Origin of the sequence: Bradyrhizobium sp. BR 1433 (assembly GCF_051547665.1) — a bacterium.
Classification (GTDB): domain Bacteria; phylum Pseudomonadota; class Alphaproteobacteria; order Rhizobiales; family Xanthobacteraceae; genus Bradyrhizobium; species Bradyrhizobium australafricanum.
Genome location: NZ_JBPUGG010000001.1, coordinates 979,618 through 1,000,842 on the forward strand (window position 1 = coordinate 979,618; position 21,225 = coordinate 1,000,842).

Consider the following 21,225-nt stretch of genomic DNA (forward strand, 5'->3'; position numbering starts at 1 on the left):
TTCAGCTCGCCGCGTCGCCCTGCTCTGCGCCGCCATTCGGTACCCCGAGCCGCTTCATCGCGTCGAACAGCAGTGCCGCGGCAGGTGACAGCGCACGCTTGCGCAACTTGATTAGGCCGTAATTCTCCAACAACAGCCTGTCGCGCAGGCGCAGCACCTTGAACCGCTGCGGATCGACCAGATCGAACACCAGCATGGGGACCGGCACGATCGCGTCGATGCCCGCGGCAATTCCGACCGAGGCGAAAAACGACTCGGTGTTGATGACCCGGCGCGGCGGCGTCACGCCGCGGCTCATGAACAGCCTCTCGAGCGCCTGGCGCATGAAGGATTCGCGCGGCTGGCAGATCCATTGCTGGTCGGCCATGTCCTCCAGCTCGACCGTCTCGCGGCCGGCCAACGGATGCTCCGCACGAACGAGCAGCACCGCCTCCTCCGCGCCGATCTCGTAATAGTCGAATTGCCGGGGGTCGATGCCGGCGGGAATCCTGGCGACGACGAAATCGAACTCGAGCGCCAGCAGTCGCGTGATCAAAGGCGGGCTGGTGCTGACATCGAGCGAGATGTTCACCCGATGCAGCTTCTCGCCAAGATACTGGATCACGTCGACGACGAGGTCGATGCTGGGCTTGGCGACTGTTCCAACGGAGACGGTGCCGAGCTCACCGGATTTGTATCCCGCGAACTCGTCGGTGACCTGGTCGAGATCGGCCAGCACGCTCTTGCCGCCACGGATCAGGATCGACCCATAGGCCGTCGGTTCGACGCCGCGCGCCGTGCGCTCGAACAAGGGAACCCGCGCCAGCGCCTCGATTTCGGCGAGCATCTTCGATGCCGCGGACTGGGTGATGTTCAACCGCTCGGCGGCGAGCTGCAACTTGCGCTCATTGTCGAGAGCGACCAGCAGGCGCAGCTGGCGCAGTTTCAGATTATTGATCACGGCCCGCCACCATTCTGCCGGCAAGAGCCTTTTCCGTTCCGATTAAACCGGAACGGGGCTCCAGATTCTGCTTTGAGGCGTTTTCTTGGCGCGAACGAGCAGCCACTCCGCTGGAAAACGCTCCAGGGTTCCCGCGTTTATGCCGCGGTGCATCATGACAGTTTCGCCGTAGCTCCATTCCCAAATGCCATTAGTCACGCGGCAGTCGATTACACAACAATGAAGAAGACTTGCAAGAGCAACGCGACGAACCGCTGCGGGTGCGCCAGGTGCCGCCCCGAGCAGCGCGGTGATCGTCTGCCGAATTGAAAAACAGGAAGGGATGGGAACGATGAGCGACGATGTCGAGAAGCGCGCGATCGGAAAGATGATGCGACGGCTGATTCCGTTCCTCATCCTGTGTTACTTCGTGGCCTATCTCGATCGCGTCAATGTCGGCTTCGCCAAGCTGCACATGAACGCGGCGCTCGGCCTCAGCGAGGCCGCCTACGGGCTCGGCGCCGGTCTGTTCTTCATCGGCTACTTCTTCTTCGAGGTGCCCTCCAACATCCTGCTGGAGCGGTTCGGTGCGCGGCGGTGGATCGCCCGCATCATGATCAGCTGGGGCATCGTCTCGGCCGCATTTGCCTTCATCCCGCAGATGTCCGCGGCGAGCGGCCTGTCGAGCGAATGGATCTTCTACTTCCTGCGTCTCCTGCTCGGCGCCTGCGAAGCCGGCTTCTTCCCCGGCATCATCTTCTATCTGACGCTCTGGTTCCCGTCGGTGTACCGCGCGCGCGTCATCAGCCTGTTCATGCTGGCGATCCCGATCTCGAGCATCATCGGGGCGCCGATCTCGGGATTGCTGCTCAACCTGTCGGGCGCCGGCCTGACCGGATGGCAGTGGCTGTTCGTTTGCGAGGCATTGCCGTCGGTCCTGGTCGGCTTCGCTGTCCTGACCTTCCTGCCGGACTTTCCGCGCCAGGCAAGCTGGCTGCAGCCCGACGAGGTCAAGTGGATCCAGACCACGCTTGAGCGCGAGCGGCAGCAAACCGAGGCCGTGGAGCATATTCCCGTTCTGCAGTCGCTCACCGACTCGCGGGTCCTTGCCTGCGCCTTCGTGTATTTCTGCCTCAACGCGGCAAGCTACGGCGTCGCATTCTTCCTGCCCACCATCATCAAGGCGTTTGGCGTCACCGACACCCAGACCGGCTTGATCGCGGCCCTGCCCTTCGTGTTCGGCGCGGTCGGCATGGTGCTGCTCGGCCGCCATTCCGACAAGACCGGCGAGCGGCGATACCATGTCGCCGGCGCACTGACGCTCGCCGCCGTCGGCATCGGCCTTGCCGGGCTGGTGTCGAATCCGGTGCTGATCGTCGCCCTGCTCTGCCTTGCGCAGATCGGCGTGTCGGCCGTGCCGCCGATGTTCTGGCCGATGCCGGCGGGCATCCTGACCGGCGCCTCGGCGGCGGCAGGCATTGCCGCGATCAACTCGCTCGGCAACCTGTCAGGCTTCGCCGGCCCGTTCGCCGTCGGCTATCTGAAGGACCTGACCGGCAGCTTCACGGCGGGCCTGCTGCTGCTCGCGGTGATGGGATTGATCGGCGCGCTGGTCACGATCAGGCTGCGGATCGATCCGGTGCTCGAGCGAACCGCGCGCGAACCGATGATGGCGCACTAGATGCGCCTGCGCGGAACGGCGCCTGCAATGTCCGTCATTTGCCGGCGGCCGCCTTAATCGCGGCCGCCTTGGCGATCTCACGGATGCAAGCAATGAAGATCTCGGCGGTCGGGCCCAGGGTGCGGCCTTTCAACGTAACGATCGCGGCCGAGACGGCGGCCGCCCGCGGAAGCTGAACCTGAAGCACCTTCAGCCCGAGATCGCCGCCGGCAAATCGCGCGACCGAGCCCGGCAGCACGGTGATGAAGCGGCCGGTCGCGGCGAGCCGGCAGCACAAATGCAGCGACAGCGGGCAGAGGGGCGGTCCAGGATCTCCTGAAGGGCGAGATCGCGTCGGCGGTGATGCCGATCGACAGCCTGCTGGGTCAGGTCCAGTCCGGACAGCTTCGCGCTCTGGCGACGACCGGTCCCAGCCGTCTCAAATCCCTCCCCGATGTGCCGACGGTGGCGGAAGCCGGTTACCCCGGGCTTCAGGACCTGACCTGGTTCGGCATCTTCCTGCCGGCGAAGACGCCCGCGGCAATCGTCGCGCAACTCAACGGCGCGATCCAGGCGTCATTGCGCAGCGACGAGGTCAAGTCCGGCATGGCCAAACTGTCGGTCGACGTCGACGCAATCGCGATGAATGACTTTGCGCAACTGCTCGCCACCGAATCCGATCGCTGGAAAGGGATCGTGCGGGCGACCGGATTTACCCCGACGGGCTGACGGTGGCGCTCAGGCAGCCACCACCCGCGGGCCCCTCACAGCCGCTTCCGACGCCGCGCAGGGCTTGCTCAGCATCGTCACTTCGGCGAAGCCGACCGCCCTGAGTTGCTCGATCATCGAGTGGCGGGCATCCTGCGCCATGGTGGCGTCGGGCACGACGACCGCCTGCGCCTTCGCGGTCAGCAGTTCGGCCGGCAGGTCGACGGCCGAACCGGCGTCGAGCAGCACGTGGTCGTAGACCCTGAGCAGCGCATCGATCGCAAGGGCGAGCCGCGGCGATTGCAGATGCGAGCGATCGAATCCCGGACGCCCGGCGCTGACGATCTGCACACGCGACTGCCGATCCTTGGTGATGATCTGCGCGAAGGTCGCCTCGCCCTGCATCAGCTCGGCAAGGCCGGGCGCCGCCGGATCGACGGTCGCCGACGTCAGTACCGGCGAGGACGCGACGAGATCGACAACGACGACCTTGGCTTGGCGCCCCATCAGACGCGCCAGCGTCAGGGCGGTCAGCGTAACGCTATCAGCCGCGGCCGGGCCGAGCACGGTGACCTTGTGGGCGGCGGGACCGGCGGCGACAAGGCGCTCGGCGAGCTCATCGATCTCGTCGGCAGTCTGGGCGGACTCAGGCTGCGGCGGAGGTTCATAGGCAGCCGCAGGCTCCAGCGGCAGTTCGGGCTCCACGGCCGGCTTCGGCGCGACCGGCGATGCGAGCGCGGGTTCAGGGGGCAGCGCCGGCGCGGGCTGGTCCACGGTTGCGGCGTCCATGACCGGCTCGCGGCGCCTGATCACGGCAGCCGCCGGCGCGAAGGCACGGCCAACCGCACCGGGCGCGGAGATGCGCAGAAGCTCGCCGGTGATGATGATGCCGGACGACAGCAGCAGCGTCGCCAGCGTCGCGATCAGCACGATCGGCAGCTTCTTCGGATAGGCCGGCGTATTCGAAACCGAGGCGCGCGAGATGATGCGACCGTCGGTCGGCGCGGCCTCGATGTTCTCGCGCGCCGTCGCCTCGCGGTACTTGGCGAGATAGGCCTCCAGCAGGTCGCGCTGCGCCTTGGCTTCGCGCTCCAGCCCGCGCAGTTGCACGTCCTGGCTATTGCTAGACGACGCCTGCCTCTTCGACTGGTCCAGGCTCGCCTGCAACGCCATGACTCGGCCATCGGCGACGCGGGCGTCATTGTCCAGCGAGCGCGAAACCTTGCCGGCTTCTTCGCGCAATTGCCGGTCGAGATCGGCGATCTGCGCCTTCAATTCCTTGATGCGCGGATGGTTGTCGAGCAGCGTCGACGACTGCTCGGCAAGCTGCGCGCGCAGCGTGCCGCGCTGTTCGGCCAGCCGGCGGATCAGCTCGGAATTGAGCACCTCCGACGCCTCGATCGGCTTGCCGCCCTGAAGCATCTCCCGGATCAGCCGTGCCTTGGTCTCGGCATCCGCCTTCAGCGCGCGGGCATTGTTGAGCTGCGTGTTCAGCTCACCCATCTGCTGGTTCGACAGCGGGATGTTGTTGGTGCCGACGAACAGGCTCGACTTCGAGCGGAATTCCTCGACGCGCGAATCCGCGTCCGCGACCTTGGTGCGCAGCTTGTCGATCTCGCCGAGCAGCCATGTGCTGGCGGATTTGGCCTGGTCCTGCCGCGCGGCCTGCTGCAGCACGAGATAGCCGTCTGCAATCGAGTTGGCGACGCGCGCCGCAAGCTCGGGATCCTCGGACTGGAACTCGATCACCATGACGCGCGACTTGTCGACCGCAAAAGCCTGGAAGCGCTCGTAATAAGAATCAAGCACCCGCTCTTCAGGCGTCAGGCTGAACGGGTCACGGCCGATGCCGAACAGCGCCAGCAGCGACTTCAGCGGCGAAAAGCCCCGCAGCACCGGATCGAACTCCGGACGTTCGGCCAGCTTGTTCTTCTTGATGATGTCGCGCGCGAGATCGCGCGACAGCAACAGCTGCACCTGGCTCGTCACCGCCTCGGCGTCGAGCGAGGTGCGCTCCAGGTCGCGCTCGCCGTTCGGACGCAGGAAGGCGTTCTCCCGATTGTCGATCAGGATTCGCGCTTCCGACTTGTAGCGCGGCGTCACGACGTTGACCGCGGCAAGCGACAACGCGAACACCAGCACCGTCGGCACGATGATCCAGCCGCGCTTGCGCGCCAGCGCGCGGCCGAGCACGTGCAGGTCAAGATCGGCCGCCTCCGCCGGACGGGCCGGCTTGTCAGGAGCAGGCTTGTCGGGAGCAGGCTTGGGCGCAGCCGGCTTCACGACAGCTTCGTCGGCAACGGGCGCAGACTTCGGCAACGCCCGTTGCACGACGGCCTTATCCTTGCCTCTACGCCAGAATGCAAAACGCATAACGAACCCCCGCGGACACCGCGACTCCATCTCAATGGGGCGATTACAGTCCATTAAGGTTGCCGCTGGGTTAATCGGTGGGGTTGACGGGCATGGCCGCCACCACCCGCCCCGTCATTCTTTGTTAACCATGGGTGCCGTTAATCGGAGCCGATATTGTCGCGGGATTCCTTGCATGCGCGATCTGCGCGCTCCCCTTATTTGTCTGGTCGCTGCGCTCGCGCTGTCGGGCTGCATGGGCCGAACGTCGCCGCTTGCCGGTGACCCCGGTCTCGAACCGATGGCGTATGCTGCGCCCGTGGCCTATGCCGATCCCGCACCGACGCGCGAGGGCTATAATCTCGGCCCCGGCGACAAGCTCCGCGTTGTGGTCTATGGCCAGGAAGGGCTGACCAACGCCTATGCGATCGACGCCGCGGGCGCGATCACCATGCCGCTGATCGGCTCGGTGCCGGCGCGCGGCCGGACGCCCGCTGGGCTTGCCGCCGAGATCACCGCGCGGCTGCGCAACGGCTTCATCCGCGAGCCGTCGGTCGCAGTCGAGATCGAGGCCTACCGGCCGTTCTTCATCCTCGGCGAAGTCCAGGCCCCGGCCAATATCCCTATGTGCCCAACATGACGGTCGAAAGCGCGATCGCGATCGCCGGCGGCTTCTCGCCGCGCGCTAGGCGCGACGAGGTTACCGTCACCCACACCAATGCATCCGGCGCCGGCCGCTTCGTCGCTCCCCTGGGTACGCCGATCGGCCCCGGCGACACCGTGTTCGTCGGCGAGCGCTGGTTCTGATCGATGGCGCAGGATCAAAATCAGCAACCGCCCCTCCGCATCCTGCACGTGGTGCGTGCCCCGGTCGGCGGCATCATTCGTCACATCCTCGACGTCGCCAACGGCCAGATCGAACGCGGCCATCATGTCGGCATCGTCGCCGACAGTTCGACCGGCGGCGCGCGGGCCGACGCGGCGCTTGCCGAGATCGAGCCGCGGCTCAAGCTCGGCGTCCACCGCGTCGCGATACGTCGTGAGCCGCGCTTCGCCGACTTCATAGTCTGGGCCCACATCGCCGGCCTGATCCGCAAGCTGAAACCCGATGTCGTCCACGGGCATGGCGCCAAGGCCGGCGCCTATGTCCGGCTGCGGCGGCGGTCGAGCAAGGTGATCCGGGTCTACACGCCGCATGGTGGCTCGCTGCACTACCCGCTCGACACCTGGAAGGGCCGCTTCTACAGCCAGCTCGAGCGCACCCTGATGAACAGCACCGACCTATTCCTGTTCGAGAGCGCGTTTGCCCGCGACACCTATCAGCGCACGGTCGGCAAGCCGGCAGGCCTCGTGCGCTGCGTGTTCAACGGCGTCACCGCGGAGGAATTCGAACCGGTCCCCGGCGCCGACGATGCCACCGACGTGGCCTATGTCGGCGAGTTCCGGCGCATCAAGGGCGCCGATCTCCTGATCGACGCGGTAGCGAAGCTGCGCGCCGAGGGTAAGCCGGTGACGTTGACGCTCGGCGGTGACGGCGAGGAATTCGAGCGCCTCAAGGAGCAGGTGACGCGGCTGTCGCTCGGTGAGGCAGTCCGCTTCATCGGTCACGTCAAGGCGCGCTACGGCTTCTCGAAGGGCAGCCTGCTCGTGGTGCCCTCGCGCGGCGATTCGATGCCCTATGTGGTGATCGAGGCGGGCGCGGCGGGCGTTCCGATGATCGCAGCCGATGTCGGCGGCATCCCGGAGATCTTCGATACCCACACCGACGCCCTGTTCGCGCCGAGCAATGCCGGAGCGATGGCCGACGCGATCAAGGCCGCGCTCGACGATCGCGCCGCGACCGCGGCGCGCGCCGAGAGACTGCGCGAGCGGATTTCGGAACATTTCTCGCAAAGCGCGATGGTCGAGGGGGTACTGGCCGGCTATCGCGACGCATTTGCCAAACGTTAACCACTTCTTGCACACGTAACCGTTTCTTCCGATTTGTCCCCTTAAGTCACGCCCGGGGGAATTTTCGTGCTGCGCGCGGATGCCCATCTGCATGCGCAGGAATGGACGTGGACTCGTGGAACCGTTTAACGCACGCTCGATGCTGGATGCCGCTGCGTCTGCGACGGCCGCTCAGCCGCAGATCGAACGGCGCCGGCGCCTCTCGCCGGCCGCGCTCGCCGTTACCAACCAGAAGGTTCGCGGCGCCTACTCGCCGGTTGTGATCGCCGGCGTGGTTCGCCTCGCCGACTTCGTGCTGCTCAGCCTGGTCGGCGTCGGGCTCTATCTCGCCTATGTCAGGCCGCTCGCCGGCGGCAGTATTCACTGGGGGTACATCGCATCGATCCTCGGCATGTCGGCTGCCGCCGTGGTCTGCTTCCAGGCCGCCGATATCTACCAGGTGCAGATCTTCCGCGGCCAGCTTCGCCAGATGACGCGCATGATCTCGTCGTGGGCCGTCGTGTTCCTGCTGTTCATCGGCATCTCCTTCCTGGTCAAGCTCGGTGGCGAGGTCTCGCGGGTCTGGCTGTCGTCGTTCTTCTGCGTCGGCCTTGCGGTGCTGATCGCCGAACGGCTGCTGCTGCGATCGATGGTGCGCGCCTGGGCGCATGACGGCCGGCTCGACCGCCGCACCATCATCGTCGGAGCAGACCACAATGGCGAGCAGCTGATCGAGGCGCTGAACGCCGAGGATGATTCCGACATCCATCTGCTCGGCGTGTTCGACGACCGCAATGACGATCGCGCCACCAACACCTGCGCCGGCGCACCGAAACTCGGCAAGATCGATGACATCGTCGAATTCGCCCGCCGCACCCGCGTCGACCTCGTGCTGTTCGCGCTGCCGATCTCGGCGGAGACCCGCATCCTGGAAATGCTGAAGAAGCTCTGGGTGCTGCCGGTCGACATCCGCCTGTCGGCCCATACCAACAAGCTGCGCTTCCACCCCCGTTCCTATTCCTATATCGGCAAGGTGCCGACGCTCGATATGTTCGAGGCGCCGATCACCGACTGGGATCTGGTGCTGAAATGGCTGTTCGACCGCGTGGTCGGCGGTCTGGCCTTGGTTGCGGCGCTGCCGGTGTTGGGACTGGTGGCGCTCGCGGTGAAACTCGACAGCCCCGGCCCGGTGCTGTTCCGCCAGAAGCGCTTCGGCTTCAACAATGAGCGGATCGACGTCTACAAATTCCGCTCGCTCTACCACCATCAGGCCGACCCCACCGCCTCCAAGGTGGTGACCAAGAACGATCCGCGCGTCACCCGCGTCGGCCGCTTCATCCGCAAGACCTCGCTCGACGAATTGCCGCAACTGTTCAACGTCGTGCTGAAGGGCAATCTCTCGCTGGTCGGCCCGCGCCCGCACGCCGTGCAGAGCAAGCTGGAGAACCGCCTGTTCGACGAGGCAGTCGACGGCTACTTCGCCCGCCACCGCGTCAAGCCCGGCATCACCGGCTGGGCGCAGATCAACGGCTGGCGCGGCGAGGTCGACACCGACGAGAAGATCCAGAAGCGCGTCGAATACGACCTCTATTACATCGAGAACTGGTCGGTGCTGTTCGACCTCTACATCCTGCTCAAGACCCCGTTCTCGCTGCTGACGAAAAGCGAGAACGCGTACTGAAGGTTGAGACTTACTGACGTCATTGCGAGCGCAGCGAAGCATTCCATATCGCGGCTCGGGGATAGATGGATTGCTTCCTCGCTTCGCTCCTCGCAATGACGAAGCAATGTGTTTAGCGCTTGTACCAAGTTGCGTGAGTATCCGATGGCCTATGCGGCGACAGCCGGGACGTCCCATTCGCTGACATCAGCACCAACGGGCGTGCTGGCGCTGCAGCGGGCGCTGGTGTGGCTGGCCGGTGCGTCCGGCGCCATCGTTTTCATCGAGCCGAGCCCGTATGAGCTCGTCACGCTGACTGCCTGCGTGCTGTTCTTCGCCACGGGCCTGCGCATGCGGCTGGTGTTCATGCCGCTGCTGTTCACATTGATCGTGCTCAATGTCGGCTACAGCATCGGTGCGGTGCCGTTCCTCGACAAGCCGGAGGTGGTGAACTGGATCCTGACCTCCTGGTACATGGCCATCACCGTCATCTTCTTCGCGATGGTGATGTCGGAGGATACCGAAGCCCGCCTCGACATGCTGCGCCGCGGCCTGATCGTCGGCGCGATGATCGCTTCGCTCGCCGGCATCGCCGGCTACTTCCGTCTGGTGCCCGGCGGCTACGACCTGCTGACGCTGTATGACCGCGCCCGCGGCACCTTCAAGGACCCGAACGTGCTCGGCGCCTTCCTGATCCTGCCGGCGCTGTTCACGCTGCAGAGCGTGGTCTCCGACCGCTTCGGCAAGGCGTTCCGCAACGCCATCGCCTTCGGCATCATCTCGCTTGCGATCCTGCTGTCGTTCTCGCGCGCCGCCTGGGGCGGCCTCGTGATCACCACGGCCTTCATGCTGGCGCTGATGGTGTTCACAAGCCGCTCGCAGGCGCAGCGCTCGCGCATCATCGTGATGACCTTGATCGCCGCTATCCTGGCCCTGGCGCTGATCGCGGTGCTGCTCTCGATCGGCTCGGTCGCCGACATGTTCAAGCAGCGCGCGAGCTTCGACCAGAGCTATGACGAAGGCCGCTTCGGCCGGTTCGGCCGCCACATCCTCGGCGCCCAGATGGCGCTGGAGCTGCCGTTCGGCATCGGGCCGCTGCAATTCCACACCTACTTCCCCGAGGACACCCACAATTCCTATCTCAACGCCTTCATGTCGGGCGGCTGGATCTCGGGGATCTGCTATCCAGCGCTGGTGTTCGTCACCGCGATCATCGGCTTCCGCTACATCTACATGCGGGTGCCGTGGCAGCGCGGCTATCTCGCGGTCTTCTCGGCGTTCCTCGGCTTTGTCGGCGAGAGCTTCATCATCGATACCGACCACTGGCGGCACTTCTGGATGATGCTGGGCACGATGTGGGGCATGTATGCGGCAGCCGAGCACTACCGCGCGACGTCGGCACGGATCATCGACGAGTCTTCGGCGGCATCCTGAGCCTGGCGCGCTGCTCCGGCGGCATGTCGATCACCGCCTTCAGCGCTCCGGTCGCTTCCAGCACGCCCTTGTAGCCGTCATTGGCGAAGCGCAGCAGCAAGCGCAGCTCGTCGTCGGTGTAGCTGCTCCACAGCTTGAGCATCGCCTCCTGCATCGGCACGTAGAACTTGCCGATCTCCGCCGCTTTTTCCTCCACCACCGAGATGAAGACCTTGCGGCGGTCGCTCTCGTCCCGCTCGCGGCGCACGTAACCCGCTTTCTCCAGACGATCGACCACGCCGGTGATCGCGCCGGTGGTCAGCCCGGTGACCTCGGCGAGGCGCCCCGCGGTCACCCGACCCTCAAGGTGCAGGATGTCCATGCATTCCATGTCGGAGTTGGAGATTCCGGCCATGTTTGCAACGGCTTGGCCGTACATCACGCCCTGCGCGGATGACCGGCGCATCGCCTCCTCGAGTTCCTGCATCAGCGTTTCGCGCGACGTCGTGCTTGACAAATCGGCTCCTATATCTTACTCGCCTAATATCTTATATGCTAAGATAATTAGCAACTGACCTTTCCTATCCCACACGGATGCATGGAGCAAGGCATGACCTCACGTCCCCGTAAAGCTCTGATCATCGGCGCCGGCATCGCAGGCCCTGTCACCGCGATGTTCCTGACCCGCGCCGGAATCGAGACCGAGCTCTATGAAGCCTGGCCCTACTCCACCGGGATCGGCGGCGGGCTTCAGATCGCGCCGAACGGCATGCATGTGCTGGCTGAGCTCGGCCTCGCCGACGAACTGATCCGCAACGGCTCGATCGCGGAGTCCTTCGACTTCTATTCGCAGGGCGGCAAGAAGCTCGGCTCGCTCAACCAGAACATGCAGCAGCGCTTCGGCCAGCCCGCGGTGAACATGTGCCGCGCGACGTTGAACGAGACTCTGATCGACAAGGCCTGGGCCTCCAACGTCTCGGTGTTCTTCGAGAAGAAACTGGTGAAGATCGAAGATCGCGGCGACCAGCCCGTGATCGCCTATTTCAACGACGGCACCACCGCCGAGGGCGATTTCGTGATCGGCTCCGACGGCGTGCACTCTGCGGTGCGGCGCCACGTGATCCCTGACGGCCCGGCGCCGTTCGACACCGGGCTGATCGGCTTCGGCGGATTCGTGCCCCGCGCGGTGATCGAGAAGCTGCCGATCGGCCAGAGGGTGGCGACCACATTCGGGCAGAGCGGCTTCTTCGGCTATGGGATGTGCAGCCCCGATCCGGATACGGGCGCGATGTGGTGGAGCACGCAGCCGTCGCACGGCATGACCGCGGCGGCCTACCGGTTGCAGAGCCAGGCCGCGATCAGGCAGCATCTGCGCGATTTCCACGCCGGCTGGCACGCGCCGATCCCCGAGATCATCGAAGCCGCCGAGAATATCGTGGTCACCGACACGCTCGACGTCGCGACGCTGCCGACGTGGTCGCGCAAGCGCACGCTGTTGATCGGCGACGCCGCGCACGCCACCAGCCCGCATGCCGGCCAGGGCGCATCGCTGGCGCTGGAGGACGCGCTGCGGCTCGGCATCCTGATGCGCGACGGCCAGGAGCTCGGCATGACGTTCCAGGCTTTCGAGCACGAGCGGCGTCCGCGCGCCGAGAAGATCGTGGCGATCGCCCGCCGCAACGGCAACAGCAAGCGTGAGTTCAGCCCGACCGGCGCCTGGCTGCGCGATCACATGCTGAAACTGCTGCTGCCGGTGTCGTCCAAGGGCATGGACTTCATGTACGCCTATAATCCGCGGGCGGCGGCGTAGCGCCTCTCCCTCTCCCCGTCCTTCACGGGGTCGAGACGAGCGAAGCTCGCTCTTAGAGGATTGGGGTGAGGGGCTCTCTCCACGAGCAATGCGATCGGACGGACCTGTACCCCCTCACCCGGATCGCATCTGACGATGCGATCCGACCTCTCCCCGCAAGCGGGGCGAGGTAAGCGAAGTTACTTCTCGACCTCAAATGTCAGCCCGGCATGATCGACCAAGCGCCTGATGAGCTTGTGCTGCATCGCGGCTCCCGGCGTCCAGAAGCCGGCGGCGACGTCGGGCGTATCGCGCAACAGGCAGATCGCGCATTCCGAGATCATCTTCGAGGTCGAGCCGTAGCCGGGATCGCGATCGCCCTTGACGCCGGCGCGGACCATGCGGCCGTCGGGCGCGACCGCGAGATAAAGCAGATCGTAGCGGCCGTTCTCGCGCTCTTCCTTTGACGGGCCCTCGCCCGGCTTCGGCGCGCTTGGGCCGGTCTTCTCCGCATTCAGCGCCATCACCTTCTTGGCGTTGGCCTCGCCCTTCTCGCCCGGGCCGGTCAGGACCATCTCGTCGTAGACGAAGTCCCGTCCGTAGGGGAAGCCCATCAGCATGTTGGAGCGGTGCACGTTGCGCGTGTTGATCAGCGCCATCATGAACGGCGCGGTCCAGGAGTGCAGATCCTCCTCATAGGCCGGCTTGCTGCCGCGTGGCTGCTTCGGGCCCTCGAAGCCCGGCGTCAGCGCGAACGGGTTGTTGAGGATCGCAACCAGGCTGAGGTCCTTGGCAACCGCATCGAACGTCGCCTTGGCGCTCGCCGCGGTGCCGCCGGACAGCGTGCCGCGCATGTCGCGCACGCGGCCCTTGATGCGCGGCGCCGGCGCGCCGAACACGCGCTTGGCCTCCTCCTGGACAAAGAACGTGCCCAGCTCGAACGGCACCGAGTCGAAACCGCAGGAGAACACGATGCGCGCGCCGCTGGCCTTCGCGGCGGCTTCGTATTTGTCGATCATCTGCCGCATCCAGACCGGCTCGCCGCAGAGATCGAAATAATCGGTGCCGCTTTCCACGCAGGCCGCGATCAGCTCGTTGCCATAGAGCTGATACGGTCCGACCGTCGAGATGACAGACCTGGTTTGCGCCAGCATCGCCTTCAGCGAGGCGGCATCGCCGGCATCGGCGACGATCAGCGGCATGTCGGCGGGCGCGCCGATCGCGTCGCGTACCGAGGCGAGCTTGTCCTTGCTGCGCCCGGCCATCGCCCATGTCAGGCTACTGTTGCGATAATGCGCCGCGAGATATTCGGCGACAAGCTGGCCGGTGAAGCCGGTCGCACCATAGACGACGATGTCGAGTTTCGACGAGGACATGGATCAGGCTCCCTGCGCAGCGAATGGGCGCCCTTTTGTCATCGCGAGCGCGGCAACACAATGCGCTATTTCTTGTACGAGACGCCCATGCCGGCGCGCACGTCGGCCTGGATGCCATAGGGCGCGATCGGGTAGCGCAAACCGTTCTTGGCAAGCTGCTTCATCCCGGCGATCGCCTTCACCAGATAGGCCGGCGGCAGTGCCATCAACATCTCCTCGTCCGGCACGCCGCCATAGCGGCGCTCGGCGAAGCATGGCAGCGACAGGCTCGGCTCGCCGGTCTTCAGCGCCCGCCCCCACGAATCCGCGCAGGCGGTTTCGCCGACCACGCCCCACTCGAACTTCTTGTAGCCGGTATACTGAAGCCCGTTGATCAGGATGATCATCTGTCCCGGCGTCGCATAGACGAGGCAGATGTCGGGCGGGTTGAGCCGTCCGCTGGTCAGCGGGCTCACCGCCATCGCCTGGTACTGGCCGTAAGGCACCACGTCGAGCGCCTCCTGGCGCTTGCGCGCGTCTTCGGCGGTGCCATGCCAGACGCCGACATAGTTCTCGCCGGCAAGCCACTTCTCGTCCTGCGGTGCGAGCCCGATCACGGCGCGGCATTGCGCGCCGACCAGATCGTCGCCGGTAATGCCGACGGTCCAGCCGAGCCGCGAGGCCATACTGACGATCTGGTCCGTGGTGTGGACCGCCGATGGACGGCGGATCTTCGGGATCGCCTCCATCTCCTCGACCCGCGCGAACATCTTGATGCCGATCACCGTGGTCTTCAGCCGCAGCAGATTGTTCAGATCGGTGACGATTGCGCCGAGGTCGAACTGTTCCGGCGGTGTCTGTTGCTGCATGGCGAAAACTCCCGTGATCGGCGGCTTGGCGCCGCCTGTTGATTTGATGTTAGAGCATTTTCAAGCGAAGTGGGTACCGGTTCGCGTGAAGAAAATGCGTCAAACAAGAATCCAGAGGCCCGTTCCGATTCAATCGGAACAGGGCTCTGGCCGGATTGTCCGGTGAAGGCGACAAGCCTCAACGTGCAGCCGGTCCCGGCAACAAATCGTCGGTTTTGCCGGCCAGATGATAGGCCAGGAGCCCGATCCACTCCCGCGTGCCGAGATCGGTGCGCGACAAGCCGTCGAGCGCAAGCGTCGCGAAGCTGAAGACATCGCCGACGCGCCAGTCGACCGGATAGGCCTCGACATTGAATCCCGCCTTGCGGAACAACCCGACCGAGCGCGGCATATGGTAGGCCGAGGTGACGAGCAGCCAGCGCTCGCCCGGCTTGGGATCGACCAGCGCCCTGGAGAACTCGGCGTTCTCCACCGTGTTGCGGGAGCGGCGCTCGATGATCAATCGCGACCTGGCAATGCCGAGCCCCTCGAACATCTCGGCGGCATAGTCGGCTTCACGCGCATCGTTCGAGATCAGGTTCGCGCTGCCGCCGGTGAACACGAGGCGCGCATTCGGATATCTGCGCGCGAGCGCCGCCGCCGCGATGACGCGATCGGCCGCGCTGCGCACCACCGGCGTGCCATGCACGACCGACAGATCGGCATCGATCGAGCCGCCGAGCACGATGATGCCGTCCGGCGCGCCGCGCGAGGCATCCCATGGCGGGAAGCGCTGCTCCAATGTGGAGATCAGGACATTGCCGAGCGGCGAGAAGCCGCAGATCGCGAGCAGCAGCAGCGCGGCCACCATCAACCTGCGGCCGAGCCGCGCAAACCGCGTCAACAGCAGCACGGTGCCGATCACGCCGATGCCGATCAGGAAGTTGATCGGCAGCAGCATGATGCCGAGCGTCTTGGAGAGCACAAAAAACAAGAGAAGCCCCTGCGAAGTTCTGCTACAGCGTCATACGCTGCTGGGAAACTAATCAAAAGCCGTCACATGACCCATCATCATCTGAAGTCGAGCCCTGAAACCTGCCATTGGGGCTTCTTTGAAGCCAAGCTGAAACCGGTTCTGACCGTCGCGAGCGGCGACGAGATCACGATCGAGACCGTCAGCGGCGGCCCGGACGTGGTGCCCGACCGCGGCAAATTCTACGTTCCGCCCGAGCTCGACGAGATCCATGCGAAGTGCGAGCGGATGGTACCCGGACACATTCTGACCGGCCCGATCGCGGTTGCCGGCGCCGAACCCGGCGACGTGCTCGAGGTCGATATTCTCGACGTTCAGCTGCGACAGGACTGGGGTTACAATCTGATCAAGCCATTGTCCGGCACCCTGCCCGACGATTTCCACGAGACGCGCGTCCTCAACATCCCGCTCGATCGCGGGCGCATGGTCGGCCGCATGCCCTGGGGGCTCGATCTGCCGCTCAAGCCGTTCTTCGGCGTGATGGGCGTGTCGCCGCCGCCGGCCTGGGGCCGGATCTCCTCGCTGATCCCGCGCGCGATGGGCGGCAATCTCGACAACAAGGAGCTCGGCGCCGGCGCCAAGCTCTATCTGCCGGTGTTCGTTCCGGGCGCGCTGTTCTCCTGCGGCGACGGCCATGGCGTGCAGGGGGACGGCGAGGTCTGCGTCACCGCGATCGAGACCGCGCTGACGGGCCGCTTCCGCCTCACACTGCGCAAGGATATCAAGCTCGCTTATCCGCGCGCAGAGACCGCTGATCATTACATGACCATGGCGATGGATCCCGATCTCGACCAGTGCGTGGTGCGGGCGCTGCGCGACATGATCGTGCTGCTCGGCGAGAAGCGCAACCTGTCGCGTGAGGATGCCTACACGCTGTGCAGCCTGGCCGCCGACCTGCGCGTGACGCAGACGGTCAACGGCTCCAAGGGCATCCACTGCATGATCGCCAAATCCGTGGTCCACGGCTGAGATCGTCATTCCGGGATGGTCCGAAGGACCAGACCCGGAATCTCGAGACTTCCCGGTGCGCAATTCGCGCACCTGAGGTTCGGCTCGGCGAGCCGCCCCGGAATGACTGAGTGCTATGGCCGCACTTGTGTTTCGCGAGCACGGCTCGATACAATCCCCGTCCCAACGAACAAGAATGGACGGGGACGGATATGCTGAAGGACAGGCTTTCGCCGGCCGACGAGGCTGCGCGCGACAGGGAGATGCAGGAGACGCTCGCCGCCTGCCCGCGCATCCTCGACCTCATTGCCCGCGGCCCGCAGGGCGCGCCGGACGCTGAAGCCGCGATCTATCTGCGCTCGCCGCTCGATCCCAATCCGGTCGTGATCTCGAACGATCATTTGATGGGCTGCATCAAGGCCGCTGAAACCTATTTTCGTAAGCTCGGCATCGGCAAGGACGATGCGGTGGCTGTCCTGCTCCCGGCGTGCCCCGCGACCGTTGTCGCGATCTTCGGCGCTGCCGCCTGCGGTGTCGCCGAGCCGCTCAATTTGCTGTTCACGCGCGAAGCGATCGTCGCCCAGCTCAATGCGATCAACGCAAAGCTGTTGCTGGCGCCGCCGCCGGGCATGCCGGGCGGGCTCTATGAGCGGGTCGAGGGCCTGCAGCGCGAGGTGCCGTCCCTGAAGCGCATCGTGATCGTGCCGCTCGACGGCAGCATCGCCTTCGACGGCAAGGTGCTGCGGCCTGATCCTGCCTGGCGCGACGACTACGGCAGGTCCAAGGACATGAGCGAGGCCGACCGCGTCGCCGTGATGCTGCCGACCGGCGGCACCACCGGCCATCCCAAGGTGGCGCGGCTCACCAATCGCGCGATGGTCGCCTCCACAGTATCCTCGCGGATGGCGCTCGATTTCCATCGCGGCGAGCGCGCGATGATCACGATGCCGCTGTTCCATGTCGGCGGCCTTTTCTGCACCACGGCCAATTCCCTGGCGGCCGGCACGACGATGGTCATCCCCGGTCCCGCCGGCGCGCGCGATCCGGCGCTGGTCCGGCACTTCTGGCAGATCATCGAGCAGTACCGCATCAACATCGCCGGCAACGTGCCGACGATACTTGGCGCCCTCGCCGATATCCCGGTCGCGGACAGCGACATCTCGACCCTGCGCGTCACCGCCACCGGCGCCTCGATCTGCCCGCCGGAGATCGAGCGCCGTTATCTTGCGACCTGGGGCGGCCCCTGCATCCAGCAGCTCTACGGCATGACCGAGCTCGCCGGCGCCATCACTCACGATGTGCACGGCGTGAAGCCGCGCGCCGAGAGCGTCGGCACCCGCAATCCGCTGGTCGAACTCGCGATCCTCGACGGCGGCAACCTCCACACCGGACCGTGGCCTTCGCCGGTCGGCGAACTGCTGACCAGGGGCCCGCAGGTGTTCGCCGGCTATGTCGACAAGAAGCAGACCGAGGAGGCGTTCCGCGACGGCTGGCTGCGCACCGGCGACATCTGCCGGATCGATGCCGACGGCTTCGTCTACATCATGGGCCGCGCCAAGGACGTCATCATCCGCGGCGGCCACAACATCGATCCGCGCGCGATCGAGGACGCCGCGCTGGCGTTTCCGGGCGTGGCGCTTGCCGCGGCCGTCGGACGTCCCGACACTTACGCTGGCGAAGTGCCGATGCTGTTCGTCTCGGCGCAGCCCGGCACCCATATCGATCCGAACGCGCTCGCCGCCTTCGTACAGGACAACATCCTGGAGCCGCCGGCGCGCCCGCGCGTGGTGTCGGTGATTCCGGAGATGCCGGTGACGCCGGTCGGAAAGATCTTCAAGCCGAAGCTGCGCGAGATCGCCGCCGGCGAGGCCGCGCGTGAACTGCTGGCGCTGGAAGGATTGTCCGGCGAGGTCAGTGTCGACGCGATCACCGATCCGTCGCGCGGGCTGTACCTGAGCGTGAGCGCGCCTCCGGACAAGGCCGAGAAGGCTGAGCGGCTTCTCAAGAAGTTCCCGGTCAAGGTCGAGTTACGGCCCTAACACCTTCATTATTCAAGACAATCTACTACAATGCCCGCGCCGGAACTCGCCTCCGGCGCGGCTGGATGCGGCCGCCCGCGATTTGCGGTCCATGGCTTGACGAACCGTCATATTCCTAAATAAACTCTAAATAGATACTTTTCAGCACAGGCGTTCAGGGTTAAGCGTTTCACCATGGCTACGGAAAAGGCCGAAACCGACCGCGTCCCGGTCACGCTGGCGCTCTCGACGATCGGATACCTCGAGAAGCTGGTGCGACAGGGCACCCACGGCACGAGCGTCCCGGGCGTCGCACGGACATTGATCGAGGAAGGCATTCGGCTCGCCATCAAGGACGGGTTGCTTGCAATCCGCGACAACGGCCGCACGCCCTAGCATGATCCGGAAAAGTGGAGACCGGTTTTCCGAAGAGATCATGCTCAAAAGGGGATGAGATCACGACGCGATTGCTTGTCATCGCGTTGCGAGCTCAGGGGCGTGGAGCGCGGCGGTTCAACACAGAACGTGGAACCGTCAGATGATTGTCGACCAAGAGACCTGGACGCCGGAGCGCGTCGACCAACTCAAGATCTACTTTGAAGCCGGCCTCTCCTGCCGCGACATCGCCGTCAATATCGGCGTCAGCCGCAATGCGGTGATCGGCAAGCTGTCGCGGCTGAACCTCACGCGCACGACGCCGGATGAACGCCGGGCGCGGCGCAAGAAATCGGCCGCCCACGCCGCGCAACGGGCGACTGCCAAGCAGCAGCTCCGGTTGCTCCAGGCGGTCTACGAGCAGGAACCCGACGATACGCCCATCGTCAGCGCCAACAGCTGCTCGCTGTTCGAGCTGAGCGAGCAGCGCTGCCGCTGGCCGATCAGCACCCCGGGCGCCGATGATTTCTGCTTCTGCGGCAACACACCGCTCGGCGGCATGCCCTATTGCTCAGGGCATTACCGCCTCGCCTATCAGGCAGGATCGCGCCAACGCGCGATGCGCGGATAGCTGGATCGCAAGACGGAAGCGCTTATCCCGTCATCCTGAGGTGCGAGCCTTGCGGCGCAATTGCGCCGCTGGGCGAGCCTCGAAGGATGAACGACCCCGCAGTCGGGCCGTCGACCCTTCGAGGGCCGCTGAAGGAGCGGCCACCTCCAGCGACAATGGCAAAGCCTTGCGCGGGGGTGGCGGGTCTTCTGCAATCAGCCGACCTTCCAGCCGGTCGCCGCTACTATGCCTTGATAAAACTCCGGCGTGTAGGCCTGTTCCGGCGTCTTGCGCACGCGCTCGTCGAGCAGATGCGCGTCGTCGCCGACCAGGATGCGCCAGCGTTCGGCCTTCACGCCGTCGAGGATGATCCTGGCGGCGGCCGCCGCCGAAGTCGGTGCCTCATCGTGGAAGATGCGGGCACGATCGAGCGCGAGCTGCTGGATGTCGGCGTCCGACATCTTGGCGACATCTATGCCCTGCCCCCGCAGGCGCTGGCGGGCCTGCTTGAGCTCGTCGGCATTGAGCTGGTCGGAGCCGTTCTGCACCTTGCGCGAGTTCGACACGATCGAGGTGCCGATGTGACCCGGCATCACGACCGAGCACTTCACATGCGGCGCGTTGAGGCGGAGATCGTTGATCATCGCCTCGGTAAATCCCTTCACGGCAAATTTCGCCGCGCTGTAGGCGGTGTGCGATACGCCCATGCCGACCGAGGCCCAGAAGCCGTTGACGCTCGAGGTGTTGACGATGTGCGCCTCGTCGGCCTTCACCAACAGCGGCAGGAAGGTACGGACACCGAGATAGACGCCGCCCCAGCAGATGTTGAAGGTGCGCTCCCACTGCTCGCGCGTGTTCGAGAACAGGCTGCCGCCGCCACCGATGCCGGCGTTGTTGAACAGCAGGTGGATCTTGTCGGTCGCCTGCTGTTCGATCAGCTCATCGCGGAAGCGCTTGTAGTGATCCTCGATCGAGACGTCGGCAACGTGGGTCGTGATGCGCAGGCCCTGCGGCAGCTTCTCGACCTCGCAGAGCCGCTTGGTCTCGGCCATCGCCTCGGCCGAGACGTCGCACATCGCGACATTGCAGCCCCCGGCAACGAGCTGCCGTGCCAGCTCGCGCCCCATGCCCGTGCCGCCACCGGTGATGACGGCAATCTTTCCGGCAAAATCCTTCATGTGAGATCCGTTCCTTCCCTTATTTTTCTTGCCCTGGTTCTTCTTTGTTTCGGCCGGAGCGCGGATCGCAGCCCCAACCGCTTGGCTGCGGCACCTTACATCACCGAATTGTCGCCCAGCAACGGCGCCTTCTCACGCGCAAGTGAGCGGCATGCAGCAGGTTGAGACGGTGGCCGCGTAACGAGATCATTCCGCGTTGCGAACAATCGGGCATCGACAATCGGAGACGATGATCGTGCACATCCTGAACAGATTGGTCGCGACAACGCTGATGGCGATCGCGGCCGAAATTTCCACCGCGGCCGCTGCTGCCGAGGTAACACCAGCGAAGCAGCGGCACCTGCGCAGATGGACCACGTTGATCGCAATCGGCGCATAGCGCAGCGCGGCGTGGCACAGCGCGCGATCGTCATGGGCGAAGCTCTGACAA

The 21,225-nt window shown here is 65.2% G+C and carries 18 protein-coding genes and 2 pseudogenes; 12 read left to right on the plus strand and 8 right to left on the minus strand.

The features are described from left to right. Position 1 precedes the first annotated feature (1 nt). The gene (locus ACSKB9_RS04885; RefSeq protein WP_283071356.1) at positions 2 to 940 is read right to left on the minus strand and encodes a LysR family transcriptional regulator; all 939 of its coding nucleotides are present in this window, start codon (positions 938 to 940) and stop codon (positions 2 to 4) included. Positions 941 to 1,262: 322 nt separating this feature from the next. On the opposite strand from ACSKB9_RS04885, the gene ACSKB9_RS04890 reads away from it, so the two are divergent. After that, the gene (locus ACSKB9_RS04890) at positions 1,263 to 2,600 is read left to right on the plus strand and encodes an MFS transporter (protein WP_438071839.1); all 1,338 of its coding nucleotides are present in this window, start codon (positions 1,263 to 1,265) and stop codon (positions 2,598 to 2,600) included. Positions 2,601 to 2,634: 34 nt separating this feature from the next. On the opposite strand, the gene ACSKB9_RS04895 is transcribed toward ACSKB9_RS04890, so the two are convergent. After that, the gene (locus ACSKB9_RS04895) at positions 2,635 to 2,838 is read right to left on the minus strand and encodes a hypothetical protein (RefSeq protein WP_438071840.1); all 204 of its coding nucleotides are present in this window, start codon (positions 2,836 to 2,838) and stop codon (positions 2,635 to 2,637) included. 71 nt (positions 2,839 to 2,909) lie between these two features. Between ACSKB9_RS04895 and ACSKB9_RS04900 the strand changes: the two are divergent. After that, a pseudogene (locus ACSKB9_RS04900) lies at positions 2,910 to 3,308 on the plus strand (Bug family tripartite tricarboxylate transporter substrate binding protein); the annotation flags it as partial. A gap of 9 nt (positions 3,309 to 3,317) precedes the next feature. Here the strand turns inward: ACSKB9_RS04900 and ACSKB9_RS04905 are convergent. Further along, on the minus strand, positions 3,318 to 5,660 hold the full coding sequence (locus ACSKB9_RS04905) for a GumC family protein (RefSeq protein ID WP_438071841.1): 2,343 nt from the start codon (positions 5,658 to 5,660) through the stop codon (positions 3,318 to 3,320). Between the two features lie 175 nt (positions 5,661 to 5,835). Between ACSKB9_RS04905 and ACSKB9_RS04910 the strand changes: the two are divergent. The 4 genes and pseudogenes from ACSKB9_RS04910 (at position 5,836) to ACSKB9_RS04925 (ending at position 10,662) form a co-directional block, all read left to right on the plus strand. Beyond that, positions 5,836 to 6,446: pseudogene (locus tag ACSKB9_RS04910) on the plus strand (polysaccharide biosynthesis/export family protein). A gap of 3 nt (positions 6,447 to 6,449) precedes the next feature. Then, positions 6,450 to 7,589: a glycosyltransferase family 4 protein gene (locus ACSKB9_RS04915; protein ID WP_438071842.1), complete on the plus strand. Its 1,140-nt coding sequence runs from the start codon at positions 6,450 to 6,452 to the stop codon at positions 7,587 to 7,589. A 115-nt stretch (positions 7,590 to 7,704) separates the two neighbouring features. Next, positions 7,705 to 9,249, plus strand: a complete 1,545-nt coding sequence (locus ACSKB9_RS04920) for an undecaprenyl-phosphate glucose phosphotransferase (RefSeq protein WP_057020669.1) — start codon at positions 7,705 to 7,707, stop codon at positions 9,247 to 9,249. Positions 9,250 to 9,393: 144 nt separating this feature from the next. Beyond that, a complete protein-coding gene (locus ACSKB9_RS04925; protein WP_438071843.1) occupies positions 9,394 to 10,662 on the plus strand; it encodes an O-antigen ligase family protein in 1,269 nt (422 codons plus the stop codon). On the opposite strand, the gene ACSKB9_RS04930 is transcribed toward ACSKB9_RS04925, so the two are convergent. Further along, positions 10,634 to 11,128, minus strand: a complete 495-nt coding sequence (locus ACSKB9_RS04930) for a MarR family transcriptional regulator (protein ID WP_438080064.1) — start codon at positions 11,126 to 11,128, stop codon at positions 10,634 to 10,636. The genes ACSKB9_RS04925 and ACSKB9_RS04930 overlap by 29 nt on opposite strands. Before the next feature lie 123 nt (positions 11,129 to 11,251). Between ACSKB9_RS04930 and ACSKB9_RS04935 the strand changes: the two genes are divergently transcribed. Next, entirely contained in the window at positions 11,252 to 12,451 is a 1,200-nt protein-coding gene (locus ACSKB9_RS04935; protein WP_438071844.1) for an FAD-dependent oxidoreductase, read from the plus strand. A 179-nt stretch (positions 12,452 to 12,630) separates the two neighbouring features. Here ACSKB9_RS04935 and ACSKB9_RS04940 read toward each other — a convergent pair whose 3' ends face one another. From ACSKB9_RS04940 to ACSKB9_RS04950, 3 genes are all read right to left on the minus strand, one after another. After that, positions 12,631 to 13,806 (minus strand): saccharopine dehydrogenase family protein, encoded by a 1,176-nt coding sequence (locus ACSKB9_RS04940; RefSeq protein ID WP_438071845.1) that lies wholly within the window; start codon positions 13,804 to 13,806, stop codon positions 12,631 to 12,633. Positions 13,807 to 13,871: 65 nt separating this feature from the next. Next, positions 13,872 to 14,654: a DUF169 domain-containing protein gene (locus ACSKB9_RS04945; protein WP_038385424.1), complete on the minus strand. Its 783-nt coding sequence runs from the start codon at positions 14,652 to 14,654 to the stop codon at positions 13,872 to 13,874. 178 nt (positions 14,655 to 14,832) lie between these two features. Further along, positions 14,833 to 15,627 (minus strand): YdcF family protein, encoded by a 795-nt coding sequence (locus tag ACSKB9_RS04950; protein ID WP_438071846.1) that lies wholly within the window; start codon positions 15,625 to 15,627, stop codon positions 14,833 to 14,835. A gap of 66 nt (positions 15,628 to 15,693) precedes the next feature. On the opposite strand from ACSKB9_RS04950, the gene ACSKB9_RS04955 reads away from it, so the two are divergent. The 4 genes from ACSKB9_RS04955 (at position 15,694) to ACSKB9_RS04970 (ending at position 19,638) form a co-directional block, all read left to right on the plus strand. Next, positions 15,694 to 16,635 carry an acetamidase/formamidase family protein gene (locus ACSKB9_RS04955; RefSeq protein WP_141341065.1) on the plus strand — a complete coding sequence of 314 codons (942 nt, stop codon included), beginning with the start codon at positions 15,694 to 15,696 and terminating at the stop codon, positions 16,633 to 16,635. A 191-nt stretch (positions 16,636 to 16,826) separates the two neighbouring features. Beyond that, positions 16,827 to 18,653 (plus strand): AMP-binding protein, encoded by a 1,827-nt coding sequence (locus ACSKB9_RS04960; RefSeq protein WP_438071847.1) that lies wholly within the window; start codon positions 16,827 to 16,829, stop codon positions 18,651 to 18,653. Between the two features lie 174 nt (positions 18,654 to 18,827). Next, on the plus strand, positions 18,828 to 19,028 hold the full coding sequence (locus ACSKB9_RS04965; RefSeq protein WP_016844973.1) for a hypothetical protein: 201 nt from the start codon (positions 18,828 to 18,830) through the stop codon (positions 19,026 to 19,028). 142 nt (positions 19,029 to 19,170) lie between these two features. Further along, positions 19,171 to 19,638, plus strand: coding sequence for a GcrA family cell cycle regulator (locus tag ACSKB9_RS04970; protein WP_438071848.1), 468 nt, complete (start codon positions 19,171 to 19,173; stop codon positions 19,636 to 19,638). Positions 19,639 to 19,832: 194 nt separating this feature from the next. On the opposite strand, the gene ACSKB9_RS04975 is transcribed toward ACSKB9_RS04970, so the two are convergent. Continuing rightward, the gene (locus ACSKB9_RS04975; protein ID WP_438071849.1) at positions 19,833 to 20,795 is read right to left on the minus strand and encodes an SDR family oxidoreductase; all 963 of its coding nucleotides are present in this window, start codon (positions 20,793 to 20,795) and stop codon (positions 19,833 to 19,835) included. A 229-nt stretch (positions 20,796 to 21,024) separates the two neighbouring features. On the opposite strand from ACSKB9_RS04975, the gene ACSKB9_RS04980 reads away from it, so the two are divergent. Further along, positions 21,025 to 21,174, plus strand: a complete 150-nt coding sequence (locus ACSKB9_RS04980; protein ID WP_438071850.1) for a hypothetical protein — start codon at positions 21,025 to 21,027, stop codon at positions 21,172 to 21,174. Positions 21,175 to 21,225: the final 51 nt, after the last annotated feature.

Excerpts from the sequence above, each read along its gene's own strand:
- ACSKB9_RS04890 (WP_438071839.1), top strand. The coding sequence starts at position 1,263 with ATGGGAACGATGAGCGACGATGTCGAGAAGCGCGCGATCGGAAAGATG.
- ACSKB9_RS04905 (WP_438071841.1), bottom strand. The coding sequence starts at position 5,660 with ATGCGTTTTGCATTCTGGCGTAGAGGCAAGGATAAGGCCGTCGTGCAA.
- ACSKB9_RS04915 (WP_438071842.1), top strand. The coding sequence starts at position 6,450 with ATGGCGCAGGATCAAAATCAGCAACCGCCCCTCCGCATCCTGCACGTG.
- ACSKB9_RS04925 (WP_438071843.1), top strand. The coding sequence starts at position 9,394 with ATGGCCTATGCGGCGACAGCCGGGACGTCCCATTCGCTGACATCAGCA.
- ACSKB9_RS04930 (WP_438080064.1), bottom strand. The coding sequence starts at position 11,128 with ATGCAGGAACTCGAGGAGGCGATGCGCCGGTCATCCGCGCAGGGCGTG.
- ACSKB9_RS04935 (WP_438071844.1), top strand. The coding sequence starts at position 11,252 with ATGACCTCACGTCCCCGTAAAGCTCTGATCATCGGCGCCGGCATCGCA.
- ACSKB9_RS04940 (WP_438071845.1), bottom strand. The coding sequence starts at position 13,806 with ATGTCCTCGTCGAAACTCGACATCGTCGTCTATGGTGCGACCGGCTTC.
- ACSKB9_RS04945 (WP_038385424.1), bottom strand. The coding sequence starts at position 14,654 with ATGCAGCAACAGACACCGCCGGAACAGTTCGACCTCGGCGCAATCGTC.
- ACSKB9_RS04955 (WP_141341065.1), top strand. The coding sequence starts at position 15,694 with ATGACCCATCATCATCTGAAGTCGAGCCCTGAAACCTGCCATTGGGGC.
- ACSKB9_RS04960 (WP_438071847.1), top strand. The coding sequence starts at position 16,827 with ATGCTGAAGGACAGGCTTTCGCCGGCCGACGAGGCTGCGCGCGACAGG.
- ACSKB9_RS04965 (WP_016844973.1), top strand. The coding sequence starts at position 18,828 with ATGGCTACGGAAAAGGCCGAAACCGACCGCGTCCCGGTCACGCTGGCG.
- ACSKB9_RS04970 (WP_438071848.1), top strand. The coding sequence starts at position 19,171 with ATGATTGTCGACCAAGAGACCTGGACGCCGGAGCGCGTCGACCAACTC.
- ACSKB9_RS04975 (WP_438071849.1), bottom strand. The coding sequence starts at position 20,795 with ATGAAGGATTTTGCCGGAAAGATTGCCGTCATCACCGGTGGCGGCACG.
- ACSKB9_RS04980 (WP_438071850.1), top strand. The coding sequence starts at position 21,025 with ATGATCGTGCACATCCTGAACAGATTGGTCGCGACAACGCTGATGGCG.